This is a genomic window from Streptomyces sp. NPDC001406, assembly GCF_042895285.1.
Taxonomy (GTDB): domain Bacteria; phylum Actinomycetota; class Actinomycetes; order Streptomycetales; family Streptomycetaceae; genus Streptomyces.
In genome coordinates this window covers 52,962-71,995 of the sequence record NZ_JBIAWG010000001.1, presented here as the reverse complement: position 1 = coordinate 71,995, position 19,034 = coordinate 52,962, and the positions used below count along the sequence as shown (strand labels likewise).

The 19,034-nt window shown below is 71.1% G+C and carries 15 protein-coding genes and 1 other RNA gene; 6 read left to right on the top strand and 10 right to left on the bottom strand.

What is annotated here, in order from left to right; translation table 11 throughout:
• Positions 1-112 precede the first annotated feature (112 nt).
• A complete protein-coding gene (locus ACFY1J_RS00270; RefSeq protein ID WP_390706900.1) occupies positions 113-292 on the top strand; it encodes an ATP-binding protein in 180 nt (59 codons plus the stop codon).
• 54 nt (positions 293-346) lie between these two features.
• On the opposite strand, the gene ACFY1J_RS00265 is transcribed toward ACFY1J_RS00270, so the two are convergent.
• From ACFY1J_RS00265 to ftsE, 6 genes are all read right to left on the bottom strand, one after another.
• A complete protein-coding gene (locus ACFY1J_RS00265) occupies positions 347-1,090 on the bottom strand; it encodes a hypothetical protein (protein WP_390706901.1) in 744 nt (247 codons plus the stop codon).
• A gap of 158 nt (positions 1,091-1,248) precedes the next feature.
• Positions 1,249-1,645: a transfer-messenger RNA gene (gene ssrA, locus ACFY1J_RS00260) on the bottom strand.
• A gap of 104 nt (positions 1,646-1,749) precedes the next feature.
• On the bottom strand, positions 1,750-2,289 hold the full coding sequence (gene smpB, locus ACFY1J_RS00255) for an SsrA-binding protein SmpB (RefSeq protein ID WP_390706985.1): 540 nt from the start codon (positions 2,287-2,289) through the stop codon (positions 1,750-1,752).
• 77 nt (positions 2,290-2,366) lie between these two features.
• On the bottom strand, positions 2,367-3,533 hold the full coding sequence (locus ACFY1J_RS00250) for a S41 family peptidase (RefSeq protein ID WP_390730308.1): 1,167 nt from the start codon (positions 3,531-3,533) through the stop codon (positions 2,367-2,369).
• 67 nt (positions 3,534-3,600) lie between these two features.
• Positions 3,601-4,518, bottom strand: a complete 918-nt coding sequence (ftsX, locus tag ACFY1J_RS00245; RefSeq protein WP_390706903.1) for a permease-like cell division protein FtsX — start codon at positions 4,516-4,518, stop codon at positions 3,601-3,603.
• A 41-nt stretch (positions 4,519-4,559) separates the two neighbouring features.
• Positions 4,560-5,249 (bottom strand): cell division ATP-binding protein FtsE, encoded by a 690-nt coding sequence (gene ftsE, locus ACFY1J_RS00240; protein ID WP_194045450.1) that lies wholly within the window; start codon positions 5,247-5,249, stop codon positions 4,560-4,562.
• 225 nt (positions 5,250-5,474) lie between these two features.
• Here ftsE and ACFY1J_RS00235 point away from each other — a divergent pair, with 225 nt between their 5' ends.
• Positions 5,475-5,666, top strand: coding sequence for a hypothetical protein (locus ACFY1J_RS00235; protein WP_316753993.1), 192 nt, complete (start codon positions 5,475-5,477; stop codon positions 5,664-5,666).
• 92 nt (positions 5,667-5,758) lie between these two features.
• On the opposite strand, the gene ACFY1J_RS00230 is transcribed toward ACFY1J_RS00235, so the two are convergent.
• From ACFY1J_RS00230 to ACFY1J_RS00215, 4 genes are all read right to left on the bottom strand, one after another.
• The gene (locus ACFY1J_RS00230) at positions 5,759-6,364 is read right to left on the bottom strand and encodes a hypothetical protein (protein WP_390730307.1); all 606 of its coding nucleotides are present in this window, start codon (positions 6,362-6,364) and stop codon (positions 5,759-5,761) included.
• 315 nt (positions 6,365-6,679) lie between these two features.
• Positions 6,680-7,786, bottom strand: coding sequence for a peptide chain release factor 2 (gene prfB / locus ACFY1J_RS00225; RefSeq protein WP_390706905.1), 1,107 nt, complete (start codon positions 7,784-7,786; stop codon positions 6,680-6,682).
• Between the two features lie 498 nt (positions 7,787-8,284).
• Positions 8,285-9,517 (bottom strand): serine/threonine-protein kinase, encoded by a 1,233-nt coding sequence (locus tag ACFY1J_RS00220; RefSeq protein ID WP_390730306.1) that lies wholly within the window; start codon positions 9,515-9,517, stop codon positions 8,285-8,287.
• Positions 9,518-9,628: 111 nt separating this feature from the next.
• On the bottom strand, positions 9,629-11,290 hold the full coding sequence (locus ACFY1J_RS00215) for a protein kinase (protein ID WP_390730305.1): 1,662 nt from the start codon (positions 11,288-11,290) through the stop codon (positions 9,629-9,631).
• Between the two features lie 327 nt (positions 11,291-11,617).
• Between ACFY1J_RS00215 and ACFY1J_RS00210 the strand changes: the two genes are divergently transcribed.
• From ACFY1J_RS00210 to ACFY1J_RS00195, 4 genes are all read left to right on the top strand, one after another.
• Positions 11,618-14,995 carry an FHA domain-containing protein gene (locus ACFY1J_RS00210; RefSeq protein ID WP_390730551.1) on the top strand — a complete coding sequence of 1,126 codons (3,378 nt, stop codon included), beginning with the start codon at positions 11,618-11,620 and terminating at the stop codon, positions 14,993-14,995.
• Positions 14,996-15,170: 175 nt separating this feature from the next.
• Positions 15,171-16,550, top strand: a complete 1,380-nt coding sequence (locus ACFY1J_RS00205; RefSeq protein ID WP_390730304.1) for an ABC transporter substrate-binding protein — start codon at positions 15,171-15,173, stop codon at positions 16,548-16,550.
• A gap of 7 nt (positions 16,551-16,557) precedes the next feature.
• Entirely contained in the window at positions 16,558-17,901 is a 1,344-nt protein-coding gene (locus ACFY1J_RS00200) for a carbohydrate ABC transporter permease (RefSeq protein WP_390706909.1), read from the top strand.
• Between the two features lie 91 nt (positions 17,902-17,992).
• The gene (locus tag ACFY1J_RS00195; RefSeq protein WP_390706910.1) at positions 17,993-18,901 is read left to right on the top strand and encodes a carbohydrate ABC transporter permease; all 909 of its coding nucleotides are present in this window, start codon (positions 17,993-17,995) and stop codon (positions 18,899-18,901) included.
• Positions 18,902-19,034 lie beyond the last annotated feature (133 nt).

Genomic DNA, 19,034 nt, shown 5'->3' with positions numbered 1-19,034 from the left:
GGAGAATCACACGCAAGGAACCCCACGAGCACGGACATCGAGTGGCGCCTCCCCACCGGGCCGCGAGATCCGGGCGCGCTGTGTCCTGGAGGCAGGTCGGCTGCGCATCTCGGTGGCCGACGCGTACGACATGCCGCCGACCCCCCGCGAGGCATCACCCGACGAGGAGTCCGGCCGGGGGCTGACACTGGTGGCAGCTCTGGCGGACGACTGGGGCGCCGGCCCTCGTCCCGGTGGCGTCGGCAAGACGGTCTGGTTCGAGCTCAAGGCTCCCGCGCCGCCGTCCTGGTAGGTGCCCGTCGGACGGGGTTCTCCAGGGCAAGGACGGGGCACCTTCGGCTCGCGCTCACAACTGTCGGTCTCCCTGCCAGCTGATCGATGTCAACGCGGCCGGACCGCCATGGGCCAGACCTTTGTAGGTAACTGTCCGGGCGGGGCCGAGCTCGTGGGCGATTCGTCTCGCCAGCTCCGTCCCTTCGCGGAACAGCCGCTGCCACTGGGCGTCGTACTTGCCTTCCTCCCGGTCCCGCAGGTCCAGGTTCAGCGTGCTGTCGATGCTCTCCGCCCATGTGTACAGATCGGCGACGAGAGCGTCGGACAGGGCCAGCCCGGCGGCGGGGTCGTCGGGGAAGAAGTCCCCGAATCCCTCGGCGCGCAACGGACCGTACTTGAACTCGCCTTCGATCGTGAGGTCGACCGGGTGCGGCGGTGTGCCGTGGCCGTCACGCTCCCAGTGCAGGCGGTCGCAGCCCCAGCACACCCATTTCGCCGTCCTGTGGCGCTCGTCCCAGTAGCGCACGGACCATGACGGGCCGAGCCACCTGGCCAGTCGCTGTGCTGTCTCCAGCCCCTGCTCGACGTGCTTGCGCAGGTCGGGGCGGGAGGGGAAACCCGTAGGGGGACGGGCCGACGACCAGGAGCGCAGTACGTCCACGAGTTCTGCCGGCAGGGCCAGGCGGTCGTCGTCCAGCGGGACATTGCGGGTGAAGGCACCGAGGTCGTCGTGGGCCTGCGGATCCACTGGCTCGTACAGCGGGCAGGACTCGCCCCGGGCGTGCACGAGCACGCTCCGCGGTTCCTCGAACGTCATGCGATGTTCGCTCCGATCACGGGTTGAGTCCGTCCTGCGCGACGCCGTACATGGCCGGGCCGCCCATGCGCAGCACCTCGGACATCAGGCAAGGCCGAATCCGGGCATGACGAAGGCCTCGTCACCCGAAAGCGACGAGGCCTCTGCCCACATGGGATGAGTGGAGATGGCGGGAATCGAACCCGCGTCCAACGGTGCGGAACCAGGGCTTCTCCGTGTGCAGTCCGCTTCGATTTTCTCGGCCCCGGAGATCACGCGGACAAGTCTCCGACGGGCCCAGTCACTGTTTGGTTTCCCTCTTCACCCCGTGACCGGGATCAAGGTTTAGTCCCCTAGCTGATGCCAGGATCCGGGTCGGGAACAGCCCCGGGCTGACACTCCCATTAAGGAGAGTTTCGCTGGTCGCTACTTATCAGGCAGCGAGCGCGAAACGCTCGGGAGAATCGCTCTTAACAGTGGCGATTATTTTTTTCGGCCTGTGGTTTACGAGATCATGGCCGCTTTCTCGACACGCTTCCCCTGCCTCGACAGCCGCTGTCGAAACCGATCATCCCCATGTTGATTTTTCAAACCCTCCGAAGAGGGCCTCACACCTGCTGTGCGGTGCAGATGTCATCGTACGTGAACAACGCCGGTCGGTGCCAGCGCATTCCCCGCCGCTAGGCTCCGCGCTGCTTGCGCTTCGCCGCCGCGATGGCGCGGTCGGCCTCCCGGCGGTCCTGATGGGCACGCAGCGTCTGCCGCTTGTCGTACTCCTTCTTGCCTCGGGCGAGGGCGATCTCGGCCTTGGCCCGGCCGTCCTTGAAGTACAGGGCGAGGGGCACGATCGTGTGGCCGGTCTCCCCGGACTTGGCCTCCAGCTTGTCGATCTCCTCCCGGTGCAGCAGCAGCTTGCGCTTGCGGCGCACCGAGTGGTTGGTCCACGTGCCCTGGCTGTACTCGGGGATGTGGGCGTTGTGCAGCCACGCCTCGTTCCCGTCGATCTGCACGAAGCCGTCGACCAGCGAGGCCCGCCCCTGACGCAGCGACTTCACCTCGGTGCCGGTCAGCACGAGACCCGCCTCGTAGGTGTCGATGATCGCGTAGTCGTGGCGCGCCTTCTTGTTCTGCGCGACGATCTTGCGCTTGCCGCCCTTCTCGCCGTCCCGGGACTTGGCGGCCGTCCCCTGCTTCTGCTGGGACTCCTTCGGTACGTACATTCCCTTGCTCATAGTGCCATCCATTTTCGCACTACGGAGGGGGTGCGAGGGAAGCCGATTAACAACGGGCGACGCGCCTAGGAGGCGTCGCCCAGGCCGCCCAGGATGCTCTCCGCCCGCCGCAGCGGCTGCCGCCCGGCCTCCAGGTCGGGAGTGATGCCCCGGCCGTCGACGGAGTGCCCGGCGGGGGTGCGGTAGTGGCCCACGGTCAGCTCGGCCACGGAGCCGTCGGGCAGCCGGGTGGGCATCTGGATGGAGCCCTTGCCGAAGGTGCGGGAGCCCACGACGACCGCTCGGCCGCGGTCCTGCAGGGCGCCGGTGAGCATCTCGGCCGCGCTCATCGTGCCGCCGTCGACGAGCGCGACCAGGGGTCTGGTGGTGTCGCCGCCGGCGTCGGCGTGCAGGGCGCGCTGCTCGCCGTCGGTGTCGTAGGTGGCGACCAGGCCGCCGTCGAGGAAGGCTGAGGCGGTGGTGACGGCCTCGGTGACCAGGCCGCCGGAGTTGCCGCGCAGATCGAGGACGATCCCGGCGCCGGCCGGGGCCTGCCGTACGACGGTGCGGACCACGTCGCCGGAGCCCTTGGTGAAGGCGGCGATCCTGATGACCAGGACATCGCCGGGGAGCCTGCGGACGGTGACGGAGTCGGTGGACAGGCGGGCCCGGCGCAGCGTCCGGCTCCACACGTGCGTGCCGCGTTCCAGGCCCAGGCGGACGGTGGTGCCCGCGGGGGCGTCGTGCGCGTCGCCGCGCAGTAATGAGACGACCTCGGTGACGGGCCGCCCGTCGACCTTCTCGCCGTCGACGCTGCGCAGCCGGTCGCCCTTGCGGATTCCGGCTTCGGCCGCGGGCGACCCGGACTGCACCCGGGTCACCTCGATCCGTCCGTCGCGCTCGCGCCGTGCCCACAGGCCGACACCGGTGTACTCGCCGTCGAGGGCCTCCTGGAACTCCTCGTACTCGCCCTCGGAGTAGACGGCGGCCCAGCGGTCCCCGCTGCGGCTGACGGCACGCTCGGCGGCCTCCATGGGGGACGTGCCGTCGGCCAGGGCCGCGGCGGCTGCCTGCTGGACGGCGTCGTGCCGGGGGGCCGTACGGGCCGAGTCCGGTGCGGGCCTGCGGCCGGCATGATCGAAGTCGAAGGCACCGGTCGCGGCGCCGGCGGCCAGCACGCCGGCGAAGACCAACGTCAGGGCCGCCCCGCGGCGGATACGGCGGGGCTGACAGAACAGGTCACGGCCTGACATGCGGGTGAGTCTAGGACAACGCGGAGGGCCGCACGGTTCGTTGACCGTACGGCCCTCTTGGCATGCATCACACCTTCAGGTACTTGCGCAGCGCGAAGAAAGCGGCAAGGGCGGGCATCAGCACGCTCGTGGCGAGGATCAGCGGGAGCTTGGTCAACACGGCGTCCCAGCCCACGAAGTTGATCAGATTGAGCTTCGAGGACAGGGCCATGCCGTGGTCGATGGTGAAGTAACGCCCCACGACCAGGAAGAAGCACGCGAGTCCGCCGCCGATCAGACCGGCGACCGCGGCCTCCATGATGAACGGCGCCTGGATGTAGAAGCCGGAGGCGCCGACCAGTCGCATGATCCCGGTCTCGCGCCTACGGCTGAACGCGGAGACACGCACCGTGTTGACGATCAGCAGCAGTGCGACGATCAGCATCAGCGCCATCACGCCGAGCGCGGCCCGGTTCATCAGGTTCAGCAGCCCGAAGAGGTTGTCCAGGATCCCCTTCTGGTCCTGCACGGACTGGACACCGTCACGTCCGTCGAAGGCGGTTGCGATCACTTGATACTTCTGCGGGTTCTTGAGCTTGATCCGGTACGACTCCTGCATCTGGTCCGGCGTGAGCGAACTGGCCAGCGGGGAGTCGCCGAACTGCTCCTTGTAGTGCTTGTACGCCTCGTCCTGCGACTCGTAGCTGACCTTCTCGACGACCGACATCTTCTTCAGGTCGGAGATGATCTGCTTCTTCTGGTCCTCGGTGACCGCGCCCTTGGCGCAGTTGGGATCGGAATCGGCGTCGCTCTTGTTGCAGAGGAAGATCGAGACGTTGACCTTGTCGTACCAGTAGCCCTTCATGGTGCTGACCTGGTCGCTCATCAGCAGCGAACCGCCGAACAGGGCCAGGGACAGGGCGACGGAGACGATGACGGCGAAGGTCATCGTCAGATTGCGGCGGAGACCGACACCGATCTCCGACAGAACGAACTGGGCGCGCATGGCGTCTGGTTAAGCCTTTCCGTCGTGGAGCGTCGGGGCGGTCAGTGCTGGTAGCCGTAGACGCCGCGGGCCTGGTCGCGGACGAGGCGGCCCTTTTCCAGCTCGATGACGCGCTTGCGCATCTGGTCCACGATGTTCTGGTCGTGCGTCGCCATCACCACGGTGGTGCCCGTCCGGTTGATCCGGTCGAGCAGTTTCATGATGCCGACGGAGGTCTGCGGGTCGAGGTTGCCGGTGGGCTCGTCGGCGATCAGCAGCTTGGGCCGGTTGACGAAGGCGCGGGCGATCGCCACTCGCTGCTGCTCACCGCCGGACAGCTCGCCGGGCATCCGGTCGTCCTTGCCGCCGAGCCCGACGAGATCGAGCACCTGCGGCACGGACTTGCGGATCTCGCCGCGGGACTTGCCGATCACCTCCTGCGCGAAGGCCACGTTCTCCGCGACCGTCTTGTTGGGCAGGAGCCGGAAGTCCTGGAACACCGTTCCCAGCTGGCGGCGCATCTGCGGCACCTTCCAGTTGGAGAGGCGGGCGAGGTCCTTGCCCAGGACGTGCACCTGACCGTGGCTGCACCGCTCCTCGCGGAGGATCAGCCGCAGGAAGGTGGACTTTCCGGAGCCGGAGGACCCCACGAGGAAGACGAACTCGCCCTTCTCCACTTCCAGGGACACATCCCTGAGCGCGGGGCGGGTCTGCTTGGGGTAGACCTTGGAGACATTGTCGAATCGGATCACGGATGCACCACGGGTCGCCGGGGGTAGGTGTGCGTGACCATACGCGAACCAGGTGCGTGAGTGCAGTCGCCGGTAGGGGTTGCGTGTGGGTTGTGTGCTTTTGTGCCGGGGAGCTCTCTCCGGACGACCGCGCCCTTTGCCTTGGAACCTGGCACAGTGGAGGGGGAACGTTCTCGTTCCGGGAAGCGTTGTGTAGATGAAGGCCGGTGCAAGGAGGGCGAGCGCATGACGTACGACCGGTTGGTGTGCGCGAACTGCGCGGCGCCCGTGAACGAGGGCCGGTGCCCTGTGTGCCGCGCCAACCGCGAGCGGCTGCAGCAGGAGAACTTCCTCGCGGGACTGAACCCGATGGCGCTGATCGCGCTGCTGGCGGTGCTGATCGCCGCGGTGGCGCTGCTGGCGCACCAGACCGCGTAGAGCGGCGACAGGACGGCTGAAGGGCCCGGAGCGGCAAGCTCCGGGCCCTTCTACGTACGACGCGGGTACGTTCCGTAATCGTGTGGCCACCGTCAGGCGGCCGCACCGCCCCGTCCGCCCACGAGGCGCGGCAGGATGCGGAAGCCGATACCACCGGCGATCATGGTGGCGGCGCCGACGATCAGGAACGTGGTCTGCCCGGCACCGGTCTCGGCGAGCTGCTTGCCGTTGCCCTGGGTCTGGGTGCCGGAGGACGTGTCGGTGAGGGCGGAGCTGCCCTCCTCCTGGGCGGAGGTGCCGGAGCCGCCGTCGGGGTCGGTGTTGCTGTTGCCGCCGCCGTTGCCATGACCCTGGCCGTTGCCGTTCCCGTTCCCGTTCCCGCCGCCGTTGCCGTGCGTCGGGTTGGAGGTGGGCTGCTCGGAGGGCTGGTCGGTGGTCGGCTCCTCGGTGGGCTCGGTGGGCTCCTCCGTGGGGTCCGTCGGCTCGTCGGTGGGGACCGTGGTCTCCGTCGGCAGCTGGGTCGGGACGCCCGTGTCGGTCGGGTCGGGGCTCGGCGACTCGTCGGCGCACAGCACGCCGAGCACACAGTCGTCCGACTCCGCGGCGGAGGCGGCGCCCGCGGCGGTCAGCGAGGCGCCCGCGGCGATCACGGCACCGGCGGCTATCCGCGCGATCCGGATCCGCGTCTTGTTGGTCATCTGTTGCTACCCCCAGTAGCTGAGTGTCGATGAGCGGCGCCTGGGGACGGCGGTGATCGACGGGGGCGGCTGACGAGATCCGCTACAACTCAAGTCCCCCGGTTCACATGCGCCCCAGAGATACGCATGCCACGCTTTACCCTTCCGATTTTTCAAAGCAACGTCAAGGCCGTTGCGCGCGTGATGTCCACTTGTGGGGCGTTTGCCGGTGGATGGAGCTTGTGACTGTGATGTAAAACCCAGACAAATGGCAACTGCCGCCTTGGGGGCGGCAGTTGCCGGGGATTACCAAGTCGACAAGTTGACTGGCCTCGTCTACTTCTCTTGCTGCTTGCGCCAGCGAATGCCGGCCTCCAGGAAGCCGTCGATCTCACCGTTGAACACGGCCTCGGGGTTGCCGACTTCGTGCTCCGTCCGCAGGTCCTTGACCATCTGGTACGGGTGGAGCACGTACGAACGCATCTGGTTGCCCCAGGAGTTGCCGCCGTCGCCCTTGAGGGCGTCCATCTTGGCCTGCTCCTCCTGCCGGCGCCGCTCGAGGAGCTTGGCCTGCAGCACGTTCATGGCGGTGGCCTTGTTCTGGATCTGCGACCGCTCGTTCTGGCAGGAGACGACGATGCCGGTGGGGATGTGCGTGATGCGCACGGCGGAGTCGGTGGTGTTGACGCCCTGGCCGCCGGGGCCGGAGGACCGGTAGACATCGATACGCAGGTCGGACTCGTCGATCTCGACGTGGTCGGACTGCTCGACGACGGGCAGGATCTCGACGCCCGCGAAGGAGGTCTGGCGGCGGCCCTGGTTGTCGAAGGGCGAGATGCGCACGAGGCGGTGCGTGCCCTGCTCGACCGAGAGCGTTCCGTAGGCGTACGGCACCTGGACGGCGAAGGTGGTGGACTTGATGCCCGCCTCCTCCGCGTACGAGGTCTCGTACACCTCGGTCTTGTAGCCGCGCTGCTCGGCCCAGCGCAGATACATGCGCTGGAGCTTCTCGGCGAAGTCCGCGGCGTCGACGCCGCCGGCTTCGGCGCGGATGTTGACGAGCGCCTCGCGGGAGTCGTACTCACCGCTGAGCAGCGTCCGGACCTCCATCTCGTCCAGCGCCTTGCGGACGGCGGCGAGCTCGGACTCCGCCTCGGCGCGGGTGTCCGGGTCGTCCTCCTCCTCGGCCATCTCGAAGAGCACGGCGAGATCGTCGATCCGCCCCCGCAGCGCCTCGGCCTTCCTGACCTCGGCCTGCAGATGGCTCAGCTTGCTGGTGATCTTCTGCGCCTCGTCCGGGTTGTCCCACAGGGACGGCGCGGCCGCCTGCTCCTCGAGCACGGCGATGTCTGCCCTCAGCTTGTCGAGGTCCAGAACGGCCTCGATCGACTCCATGGTCGAGGAGAGGGACTTGAGCTCTTCGGAAACATCGAGGACTGCCACGCCTCCAGCGTAACGGCTCCGCCGCCCGACCCCGCCCGAGAGTGCCCCGGCACCCTCCCTGCCCACCCCGGGGGCTGCCGCCCCCCGGCCCCCCGCATCGATCTGAACGACCTCACGGCGGGAAGCCTGAAGGCGGGGGCGGGAACTGGCGACGGGGGCTGGCGCCGGGGGTGCGGTGACGTGCGGGGATGGGGATGGAGATGGGGGCGAGGTTGCGCTGGGGTGCAGGGGTGCCTCGGTGGGCCTGGGGCAGGTCCCCGGCAGGGTCCGGAGCGAAGCCCCATCCGGGGTCTGAGGCACAGCCCCGATGGGGTGCAGGGGCGAAGCCCCGCCGGGGTCTGGGGCGGAGCCCACGGGCGGGGCGGGTGGGCAAACGGGGTCTGGGGCGGAGCCCCAGGTGGGGACCTGACAGCCCACCGAGACGGGCCGGGTAGGTGGGCGCACGGGGGTCGGGGCGTGGCCCCGGGGTGGGGTTCCGGCCCGGTGAGGTGGGGTGGGTCAGGGGGTCGACGACGTGTGCGTGTCCTGTGGGGGTGTCTCCGTGTCGTCGTTCGATGTCGCCAGCCATGCCCCTACGCCGACCGCCGCCGCCAGCACCACCCCCGCCACCCCCAGGGTGATCCTCCGGCGCCGGGCGACGGCGCGATGGCGGGCGGAGCCGGGGCGGGGGGCTCCGGCGGCGCGCGGGGCCCGGGCCGTTCCCCGTGCGCCTCCGGCCAGCTCGTCGGGGCCCGGCACCCTCATCGACGTATGCGTGTCCCGGTTGGAGTCCGGTCGGGCGCCGGGGACGAGGGACACCGCTCCCCGCCGTCGTACCGGCTCGCCCGCCGACGCGGGAACCGGCTCCGCGGACTCCGTCTCCTCGGCCGCCTCCGCCTCCGGCTCGTCCACGTCCAGCGGCGGCATCCCGGCCAGCAGCGGCAGCTGCTCCCTCAGCCGCGCCGCCAGCTCGGACGCCCGCAGCCGCGACGCCGGCCCCTTCGCGAGGCACTGCACGATCAGCTGCCACAGCTCGTCCGGAATTCCGGGCAGCGGTACGACCGTCTCGGTCACGTGCCGCCGCAGCACCGCCCCGGGGTGCCCGCCGCCGAACGGCGTGAAGCCGGCCAGCAGCTCGTAGAGCACGGTCGCCAGGGCGTAGATGTCCACCGCCGCGCGCGGGGGCAGCCCCTCCACGATCTCCGGGGCCAGATAGTCGGGCGTGCCGATGATCTTCGTGGCACGGGTCCGCTTCGGGGAGTCGATCAGCTTGGCGACGCCGAAGTCCGTCAGCAGGGCGGGGTGCGCGCCGCCGGGGCCCAGCGGCCCCTGCATGTCCAGCAGCACGTTCTCCGGCTTCACGTCCCGGTGCACGACCCCGGCCGCGTGCGCCGCGGCGAGCCCGTCCGCGACGTCCGCCACGATCGCCACCGCCGCCTCGGGCGCCAGCCGCCGTTCCCGCTCCAGGCGGGTGCGCAGGTCCGTGCCCCGGACCAGGTCCATGACGAGCGCCAGGTCGTTGCCGTCCACGACCAGGTCGCGCACCGACACGACGTTCGGGTGCTCCAGTCCGAGCAGCGCCGTGCGCTCCTGCACGAAGCGTCCGACGAGCTCCTGGTCGGACGCGAGATCCTCGCGCAGCAGCTTGATGGCGACGGGACCCTCCGGTCCCTCGCCCAGCCACACCGTGCCGGCGCTGCCCCGCCCCAGGATCTGGTTGGCGGTGTACCGGCTGCCGATCTTCCGTGCCAAGACTGCTCCTACAGACGCGTGTTGTCGTTAAAAGTACGCGTCCGACGTGCCGACCTTCACCACGGAGACAGAAATCACCCGCCAGATGTCGACAAATCCACAGACTGGCGATCAGTTGCCGCTGGTGGCGTTGCCCAGATCCTTGACCCAGCCGCTCACCGTGCTCACCAGGTCACGCAGCTGGTGCCAGTAGCCCTTGCCCTCCCCGATCCAGGTGTGCAGCGGGGTCAGGTCCCAGATGAGCCAGCCCGCGACGACCAGGATGACGATCACGAACAGGCAGCCCTTCAGACAGCCGAGCCCGGGGATCTTCATCGGGTTGGCGCTGCGCTGCCGGGGCTCGCGCGCCGGGCGCCGGGGCTCCGCCGGTGCGGCGGGCGGCGCGTACCGCTGGGGCTGCTGCTGCGGGGCGTACTGCTGCGGCCGGCCGTAACCGGGCGGCGGGCCCTGCTGCTGCCGCGGCTGCGGACGCTGCTGGGGCTGCTGCCGCGGCTGCTGCTGGGGGCGGGCCACCTGCCGCTGGGGCCGGCGGCGCAGCGGGTCCTCGTTCGGGTCGAGGTACTGGATCTGCGTCTGCTCGTTGCGGTCGCGGGCCGCGCGCAGCTGGGTCTGCCAGGGGTGCGGCTGCTCGGGCTGCTGCCCGCCGCCCGGCTGATGCTGCGGCACCGGCGGCATGACGGCGGTCGGGTCCGCCGCCCCGGTGTTCGGCAGTACGGCGGTGGGGTCGGCCGCGCCCGCCGGACCACCGGTGTGCGGCAGGACGCTGGTCGCCGCGTTCGGGTCGTACGCGCCCGGCGCCGAGCCCGTCGGCAGCACCTGGGTCGGGTCGGCGGCCCCGGGCACACCGGGCACGGCGGCCGGTGCCGGGTCGGGGGCCAGCAGGGCGCCCACGCCCTCCGCGGCGGCGATCTGCGCCGAGTTCGCGTGCACGCCGATGCCCTCGGCGACGACGCGCAGCCCGCGCGCGAGGTTCTCGGCGCTGGGCCGGTCGTCCGGGTTCTTGCGCAGGCAGCGCTCTATGACCGTCCACAGCGGGTCGGGCACGGTGGAGGGGCGGCGCGGCTCGGCGCTGAGGTGCTGGTGGAGCACCTCCAGTGCGCTCCCGCCGCCGAACGGCGGACGGCCCGTGACCAGCTCGTACAGCAGGATGCCGGCGCCGTAGATGTCGACCGCGGAGGTCTGCGGGCGGCCCTCGGCGGACTCCGGCGCAACGTACGCGGGCGTGCCGACGAACTCGTGGGTGCGGGTGAGGCCCGGGGAGTCGGCGAGGCGCGCGATGCCGAAGTCGGTCAGCAGGGGGTGCATCTGGCCGTCGCGCTGCTGGAGCAGCACGTTGGCGGGCTTCAGGTCGCGGTGGACGACGCCGTCGGCGTGGCTGGCGGCGAGCGCGTCGGCGATCTGGGCGGTCATCAGGGCCGCGGCGACGGGTGTGAAGGGGCCGTTCTCGCGCAGGTAGCGATGGAGGTCGGGGCCCTCGACGAGGTCCATGACCAGGGCCAGCAGTTCGCCCTCGACCACCAGGTCGCGGACCCGGACGATGTTGGGGTGGGTCAGCCGGAGCAGGACGGACCGTTCCCGCAGGAACCGCATCACGATGTCCGCGTCGCTCGCGAGCTCCTCCTTGAGGACCTTGATCGCGACGGTCTCACCGGGCTGTCCGGGCACGGCCGCTTCGGCGCCCGCGGTCTCACGCTGGCGGGCTCGCCAGACGGTCCCGGTGGCGCCGCGTCCGAGCGGCTCCTCCAGGAGGTACTTGCTGCCTACCGGCCGCACGTCATGCGCTCCCTGCTGATGGCTGGTGTTCCGATCCACTCTAGTGCCGCTCCGTAGGGCACTACGTAAGCCTTCCCCCGCACGTTCGATGGAAAGACGCTCGCCTTGGCCGCCCGGTTGCCGGGCCCGGACGTGACCGATCTCAAGTGATCGTCGGCGAGGTACTGGTCAGGCACTTTTAGGGGCAGAGCTGACCAATCAAGATCACTTGATACCGGGTCGCGGGCGGATTGTCAGTGACAGGTGCGAGGATGCCTGCAGTACTGGCCGACGTGCTCGTGGGGTGGGGGGTAGTCCGCGCCCGTGCAGAAGGGACCGCTGACGGCGATGCAGATCCGGCTGACCGTCGTAGACCCGCTGGGCCCGGCCCCGGGGCGGGGCCGCGTCGCGAGCCGCGACGTGCTGGTCACGGCGCCCGCCGGCACGGACCTGGCGGCGGTGGCGTCGGCCCTGGCCTCGGCGGTCTCCGGAGACGGCAGCCTGGGCCGCGAGTCCGCGGCCGCCGCGGTCGTGCTGTACGCGGGGGCGGAGAGGCTGGACGCCCGGCGCCGCACCCTCGGCGAGCCCCCGCTGGTCGACGGCGCCGTGCTGTCCCTGGGCGCACCGGCCGAGCCCGAGGCGCATCCCGAGCTGGACGACGCCCCGACCCAGCTGCACGTGGTGGCGGGACCGGACGCGGGCGGGGTCCATCTGCTGCACGGCGGCCAGGTCACCATCGGCCGCTCCGCCGACGCCGACGTCCCGCTCGACGACCCGGACGTCTCCCGGCTGCACTGTGCGGTGACCGTGGCCGCCGACGGCCGTGTCTCGGTCGCCGACCTCGACTCCACGAACGGCACGGCCCTGGACGGCACCCGGGTGGACACGCGCCCGGTGCGCTTCCCTCCGGGAGCCCTGCTGAGGATCGGCGAATCGGCTCTGCGGCTGACTCCGTCCGGGGGGCCGGGGGCGCGGGTGGAGACCGTGCCCGACGGGGAGGGGTGCGTCCGGGTGACCCCGGGAGAACCGGGGACCGCTCCCGACGGTCCGGCGCCCCACGCGCGCGAGGACGGCACCGCAACCGGCGACGCTCCCGGCGCACGCACGCATCACGCGTACGGCCCGGCCGGCTGGGACTCCCCAGGCGGCGGTCCGGGTGCTCAGGAGCACCTCCCCGTGGAGCCGCCGGTCGTACCGGAACAGGGCGGCGCGCCCAGGATCGAGAGCCGGGGCGGGGACACCCACGCCGGCCGCTTCGGAGCCGGCGCCACGGGCGCCGCCTTCTCCGGTACGACGGGACACGACACGGCACCGGACGCCCCCCACTCCGACGCACGCGCGCGTGAGGACGGACTTCCCGCCGGACGCAAGGGCACTCCCCTGCGTGGCACCGAGGTGCCCCAGGGCCTGCGCAGGCGCGGCGGCATAGGCGCGTGGGCGCGGCGGCTGACCGGCGGCCGCGGGGAGCAGCCGGCCACCGGGCGGGAGGCGTACGGCGTGGGGGGTACCGGTGAGGCCACCGCCCCGGCGGCCGACGTCCCCCAGCAGCCCGACACCTGGCCGGACCCGGCCGCCCTGCTGCTGACGGCGCTGGGCCCCGGGCCGCGGCTGTGGGAGCGCGGGCCGGGACACCCCGAGACCCTCACGGTCCGGCTGGGCACGGCCGACCGGGCGACCCCGGACGGCGCGGGCCTGCTGCCCGGCGTGCCGGTGACCGCCGATCTGCGCGAGGCGGGCGCGCTGGGCCTGGCCGGACCGCGCGCGCGGCTGTCCGGGCTGGCCCGCGCGGTGCTGGCGCAGCTCGCCGCGCTGCACTCCCCCGACTCGCTGGAGATCGTCCTGATCAGCGCGGACCGCACGCGCACCCTGGAGGAGCGCACCGCCGAGTGGTCCTGGCTCGGCTGGCTCCCGCATGTGCGCCCGGGCCATGGCCAGGACTGCCGTCTGCTCCTCGCCCACGACCGCGAACAGGCCGCAGCCCGCACCGGGGAACTCCTGCACCGCCTGGAGGAGCAGGTGGCCGACGGGACGGCGGCGCGGCCCGCGGCCCGTGACGTCCCCCGGTCCGTGGCCCTCGACGGTGAGCGGCGTCCGGCCCGGCGGCCCTCCTGGGCGCGGGACGACTTCGGCGCGGACGGGACGGACGGCTTCGCCGGGCCGTACACCGTGGTCGTCGTGGACGGCGACCCGGGCGGGGCCGGTCTGCGCGAGGCGGTGGCACGGCTGGCGCTGGAGGGCCCCCGGGCCGGGATACATGTCGTGTGTCTGGCCGAGACGGACCCCGCCTCGCCCGCCTCGCCGGTGACGGAGACGTACGAGGCGGCGTGCGCGGTGGCGCCGACGTTCCGTGAGTGCGGTGCCGTGGCGCTGCTCGGCGGCGACGTGGCCACGGCGCTGCATCTGATGCGGGTGGCGCGCACGGACTCCCACAGCGGCTCGGCCGTTCCCGTGGGCCCCGGCACGGTCGCCTCGGTCGACGCGGTCTCCCCGGCCTGGGCCGAGCGGTTCGCGCGGGCGCTGGCGCCGCTGCGCACGGACGGTGCCGTCGGCGAGCGGCACGCGCGCGTGGCCGCGCCGCTGCCGCAGTCGGCACGGCTGCTCGACGAGCTGGGGCTGGCCCGGGCCACCCCGGCGTCGCTGATGGCGCGCTGGGCGGACGCGGCCGACGACACGGAGTCGCCGGCCGGCCGGGCCGTGGCCGTGCTCGGCGCCGGTCCGCGCGGCCCGCTCGGCGCGGACCTGGTGGCCGACGGGCCGCATCTGCTGGTCGAGGGGCCGTCCGGCAGCGGCCGTACGGAGCTGCTGCGCGCGGTCGTCGCCTCGCTCGCCGCCGCCGAGCGCCCCGACCGGCTGGGTGTCGTCCTGATCGACGGCCGGGACGGCGTCGGCACGGCCGGCGGCCACGGCGAGGGCCTGCGCGTCTGCACGGACATCCCGCATGTCACGACCCACCTCACCGCGAACGACCCGGTGCGTATGCGGGAGTTCGCCCAGTCCCTGAGCGCCGAGCTGAAGCGGCGGGCCGAACTGCTCGGCCGGGACGGCTTCGCCGAGTGGCATGCGCATCGCGCGCTGTCGGGCCGTATGGTCACGCAGCGCACGGCGAGCGGACGCCCTGCGCCGTCCGGGGCCGGCGACCTCGACACCCCGCCCAGCTCCACGCTGCGGCTGCGGCCCGCGGCGACGTCCCGTCAGCAGACCGAGGTGGCACCGCCGTTGCCCCGCCTCGTGGTGGTCGTGGACGACCTGGACGCGCTGGTCTCGCCGGCGCTGGGTTCGCCGGGGCGGCCCGCGGCGGGGTCCGTGATGCGGGCGCTGGAGGCGGTGGCCAAGGAGGGCGAGCGGCTCGGCGTCCACCTGGTGGCCGCGTCCGGGCCCGGCGGCCGTACGGCGGAGACGGAACCGGCCCGCCGGGCCACCCTGCGCGTCGCCCTGGACGCGCCGGCCTCCGGACCCGACGAACCGGCGCCGGGGCGCGGGCGGTTGACCTCGGCGGACGGACGCGTGACCGCGTTCCAGGGGGGCCGGGTGACGGGCCGTATCCCGCGCACCGCGACCCAGCGCCCCACGGTCGTCCCCCTGGACTGGCACCGCATGGGCGACCCGCCGGCCCGTCGGCCCGTGCGCGAGCTCGGCAACGGCCCGACCGACCTGGCGCTGCTGGCCAGCGCGGTGGAGCGGGCGGCGCGGGAGGTCGCGGCGGTGGAGATACCTTCGCTCCTGTAACGGGAGGCACCCCGGCCCGTACAACGGGAGACACCCCAGCCCGCCGATCACGACGCGGTCACGATCCCCCACTTGACAGTGTTGGCGCTCTTGCCGCGTTCAAGCAGCCGGGCGTAGACCGGACCGCACGGCACAGCGCTCGGACGTTCAACGGAGAACGAAGAACGGGGCAGTGATGCGTAGCAAGAGCAACACCATCCGGACAAACAGGGCCGTCACCACACTCGCCACCCTCCTCGCGGGAGCGCTCGCGCTCACCGCCTGCTCCAGCAGCGACGACAAGAAGGGCGGCACCGAGAGCAGCAGCACCACCGCGACCGGCTCCGGCCTCGACCTTCCCAAGCTGGACGGCGTGAACCTGGAGGTCGCCGCCGTCTGGACCGGCCAGGAACAGAAGAACTTCAAGCAGGTCCTCGGGGAGTTCGAGAAGCGCACCGGCGCGAAGGTCACCTTCGTGCCCGCCCAGGACCCGATCATCAACTTCCTCGGTTCGAAGATCGCCGGCGGTCAGCCGCCGGACGTCGCGTTGCTCCCGCAGCCCGGCGCCATCAAGCAGGCCGTGGACAAGAAGTGGGCCAAGCCGCTGGGCCCGCAGGCGCAGGCGGAGCTCGCCAAGAACTACTCGCAGGGCTGGCAGGACATCGGCAAGGTCGACGGCAAGCAGTACGGCGTCTACTACAAGGCCGCCAACAAGTCGCTGATCTGGTACAACGCCAAGGCGTTCGAGAACGCGGGCGCCAAGGAGCCGAAGACCTGGCAGGAGCTGCTGACGGCGGCCCAGGCGGTGTACGACTCCGGTGTCACCCCGTTCTCCGTCGGCGGCGCCGACGGCTGGACCCTCACCGACTGGTTCGAGAACGTCTATCTGTCCCAGGCGGGTCCGGACAAGTACGACCAGCTCGCCCAGCACAAGATCAAGTGGACGGATCCGTCGGTGAAGCAGGCGCTCACCACGCTCGCCCAGATCTGGGGCAAGAAGGACTATGTGGCGGGCGGCGCGGACGGCGCGCTGCAGACGGAGTTCCCGGCGTCGGTCACCCAGACCTTCACGGGCGGCGACCAGCCGAAGGCGGCCATGGTCTACGAGGGCGACTTCGCGCAGGTCAACATCGGTGAGACCAAGGCGAAGGTGGGCACGGACGCCAAGGTGTTCCCGTTCCCGGCGGTGGGCTCCACCGCGCCCGTGGTCTCCGGCGGCGACGCAGCCGTCATCCTGAAGGACTCCAAGGGCGCCCAGGCGCTGGCCACCTTCCTGGCCTCGCCGGAAGCGGCGACGATCCAGGCGAAGCTGGGCGGCTATCTCTCCCCGAACAAGAACGTGCCGGCCTCGGCGTATCCGAACGCGGTGCAGCAGACGATCGCCAAGGCGCTCATCGCCTCGGGCGACGACTTCCGCTTCGACATGTCCGACCAGGCCCCGCAGGCCTTCGGCGGCACGCCCGGCAAGGGCGAGTGGAAGGACCTCCAGGACTTCCTGAAGAACCCGAAGGACGTCGCGGGCGCCCAGGCGAAGCTGGAGAAGGACGCGGCGGCGGCGTACGGCAGCGGAAGCTGATCCCGCGATGTCGTCGGCCGCGGCGGCAGGGGTCCCACCGGCCCCTGCCGCGCCGAAGCGTCGCAAGAGCGTGACCGGCACCCGCAGGACCGTGGCGGCACTCTTCCTGCTGCCCGCCCTGGTGCTGCTCGGCGCGCTCGTGGTCTACCCGATCGGGTACTCGCTCGTCCGCAGCTTCTACAACTCCTCGGGCGACGGCTTCACCGGAGTCGACAACTACAAGGCCCTGTTCACGGATGACGGCATCCGCACGGCCCTGAAGAACAACATCATCTGGGTGGTGTTCGCGCCCACGGTCTCCACGGCCCTCGGTCTGATCTTCGCGGTGCTGACCGAACGGGTGCGCTGGGGAACGGCGTTCAAGCTGGTCGTCTTCATGCCGATGGCGATCTCGATGCTGGCTGCCGGCATCATCTTCCGGCTGGTGTACGACCAGGATCCGGACAAGGGTGTCGCCAACGCCGTGTGGGTCGGCGTCCACGACACCTTCGCCCAGTCGTCGGCGTTCCCGAAGGCGCACCCGGGACGCCAGTCGCCGCTCAAGCCCGACGCGGGCGGATTCCTCACCTCGGCGACCGTGCACACGGGCGAGACGGTCGCGCTGCCCCTGGTGGGTGTGGCCCCGGACCAGATGCCCGGCAGCGCGAAGAAGGCCGTGGCGGCGAAGCCCGAGCCGGGGAAGATCACCGGCACCACCTGGCAGGACTTCACGCGCGGCAAGGGCGTCGGAAGGCTCGGCGTCCCCGACCCGTCCGAACTGGGCTACGCGGGGATGAAGATCGAGGCGGTGAAGGACGGCAAGGTGGTGGCCTCGGCCAAGGCGGCCGCCGACGGCACCTTCACGCTCCCGGCCGCCGCGGACGGCGCTCAACTGCGGCTTCCGGCGAGCAACTTCAAGGCGCCGTACAACGGCGTCGACTGGCTCGGCCCGTCGCTGGTCACCCCGGCCATCATCGGGTCGTACGTCTGGATGTGGGCGGGCTTCGCGATGGTGCTGATCGCGGCCGGACTCGCGGGCGTGCCACGGGAGTTGCTGGAGGCCGCGCGCGTCGACGGGGCGAACGAGTGGCAGGTGTTCCGGAAGGTCACGGTGCCGCTGCTCGCCCCGGTCCTCGCGGTCGTCACCGTCACACTGATGATCAACGTGCTGAAGGTCTTCGACCTGGTCTTCATCATCGCGCCGGGCTCCTCCCAGGACGACGCCAACGTGCTCGCCCTGGAGCTGTACCGGAAGGGCTTCGCGGAGGACCAGCCGGGCATCGCGAGCGCGATCGCGGTGTTCCTGCTGCTGCTCGTGATCCCCGTGATGTGGTTCAACATTCGCAGGCTGAGGCGGGAGGGCAGGCGATGAGAACGCGTGTGCCTTGCGTTGGCCGGGGGTCCGGGGGTTGTCCCCCGGGAATGCGCAGTAACATTCGCAGGCTGAGGCGGGAGGGCAGGCGATGACGACGCATGCCGGAAGCATCGGCAAGACCGGTCCCGTCGAGAGCGTGAAGGCGAGGCAGTCGCTGGGCTCGCGGATCGCCGGGCGGCTCAGCGGGGGGCTGGTGCGTGCCTTTCTGCTGGTCGTCGGCCTGTTCTGGCTGGTGCCGACGATCGGACTGCTCATCTCCTCGCTGCGCTCGCCCGAGGACATGAGCGCGAGCGGCTGGTGGAAGGTGTTCGCCAAGCCCTCCCAGCTGACCTTCGACAGCTATCAGAAGCTGCTGGAGAACGGCGACATCACCGACTCCCTGTGGAACACGGTCCTGATCACGGTTCCGGCGACGGTCCTGGTCGTGGTCATCGGCTCCCTCGCGGGCTATGCGTTCGCGTGGATGGAGTTCCCGGGCCGCGACTGGTGGTTCCTGGGTGTGGTCAGTCTGCTGGTGGTGCCCGTGCAGGTGGCGCTGATCCCGATCGCCGAACTGTTCGGAAAGATCGGCCTGTTCGGGACGATCTTCGGGGTGATCCTGTTCCATGTGGGCTTCGGTCTGCCGTTCGCGGTGTTCCTGCTGCGGAACTTCTTCGCGGAGATCCCCCGTGAGCTGCTGGAGGCCGCCCGGCTCGACGGCGCGGGTGAACTGCGCCTGTTCGCACGGGTGGTGATGCCGCTGGGCGGGCCCGCGATCGCGAGCCTGGGCATCTTCCAGTTCCTGTGGGTGTGGAACGACATGCTGGTCGCCCTGGTGTTCACCAAGTCGGGCACGCAGCCGATCACGGTGGCGCTGCAGACGCAGGTACGCCAGTTCGGGAACAACATCGACGTACTGGCACCCGGGGCGTTCATCTCCATGGTGGTCCCGCTGGTCGTGTTCTTCGCGTTCCAGCGGCAGTTCGTGTCGGGCGTGATGGCAGGGGCGGTCAAGTAGCCGTCAAATCACAGCAAAAAGGGCATATTCGAGGGGCGGGTCGGCTATCGACTCGCCCTTCGCGGTTCATCGGACATCCCCCACATGCCGTACGAACCGTAACCAAATCACTCCAGCGGCCGTTCCCGGGCAC

Bases quoted from the DNA above. Each gene is read 5' to 3' on its own strand.
- smpB (WP_390706985.1), bottom strand. From the start codon at position 2,289: ATGTACGTACCGAAGGAGTCCCAGCAGAAGCAGGGGACGGCCGCCAAG.
- ACFY1J_RS00230 (WP_390730307.1), bottom strand. From the start codon at position 6,364: ATGACCAACAAGACGCGGATCCGGATCGCGCGGATAGCCGCCGGTGCC.
- ftsX (WP_390706903.1), bottom strand. From the start codon at position 4,518: ATGCGCGCCCAGTTCGTTCTGTCGGAGATCGGTGTCGGTCTCCGCCGC.
- ACFY1J_RS00265 (WP_390706901.1), bottom strand. From the start codon at position 1,090: ATGACGTTCGAGGAACCGCGGAGCGTGCTCGTGCACGCCCGGGGCGAG.
- ACFY1J_RS00205 (WP_390730304.1), top strand. From the start codon at position 15,171: ATGCGTAGCAAGAGCAACACCATCCGGACAAACAGGGCCGTCACCACA.
- ACFY1J_RS00195 (WP_390706910.1), top strand. From the start codon at position 17,993: ATGACGACGCATGCCGGAAGCATCGGCAAGACCGGTCCCGTCGAGAGC.
- ACFY1J_RS00250 (WP_390730308.1), bottom strand. From the start codon at position 3,533: ATGTCAGGCCGTGACCTGTTCTGTCAGCCCCGCCGTATCCGCCGCGGG.
- ACFY1J_RS00235 (WP_316753993.1), top strand. From the start codon at position 5,475: ATGACGTACGACCGGTTGGTGTGCGCGAACTGCGCGGCGCCCGTGAAC.
- ACFY1J_RS00200 (WP_390706909.1), top strand. From the start codon at position 16,558: ATGTCGTCGGCCGCGGCGGCAGGGGTCCCACCGGCCCCTGCCGCGCCG.
- ACFY1J_RS00210 (WP_390730551.1), top strand. From the start codon at position 11,618: ATGCAGATCCGGCTGACCGTCGTAGACCCGCTGGGCCCGGCCCCGGGG.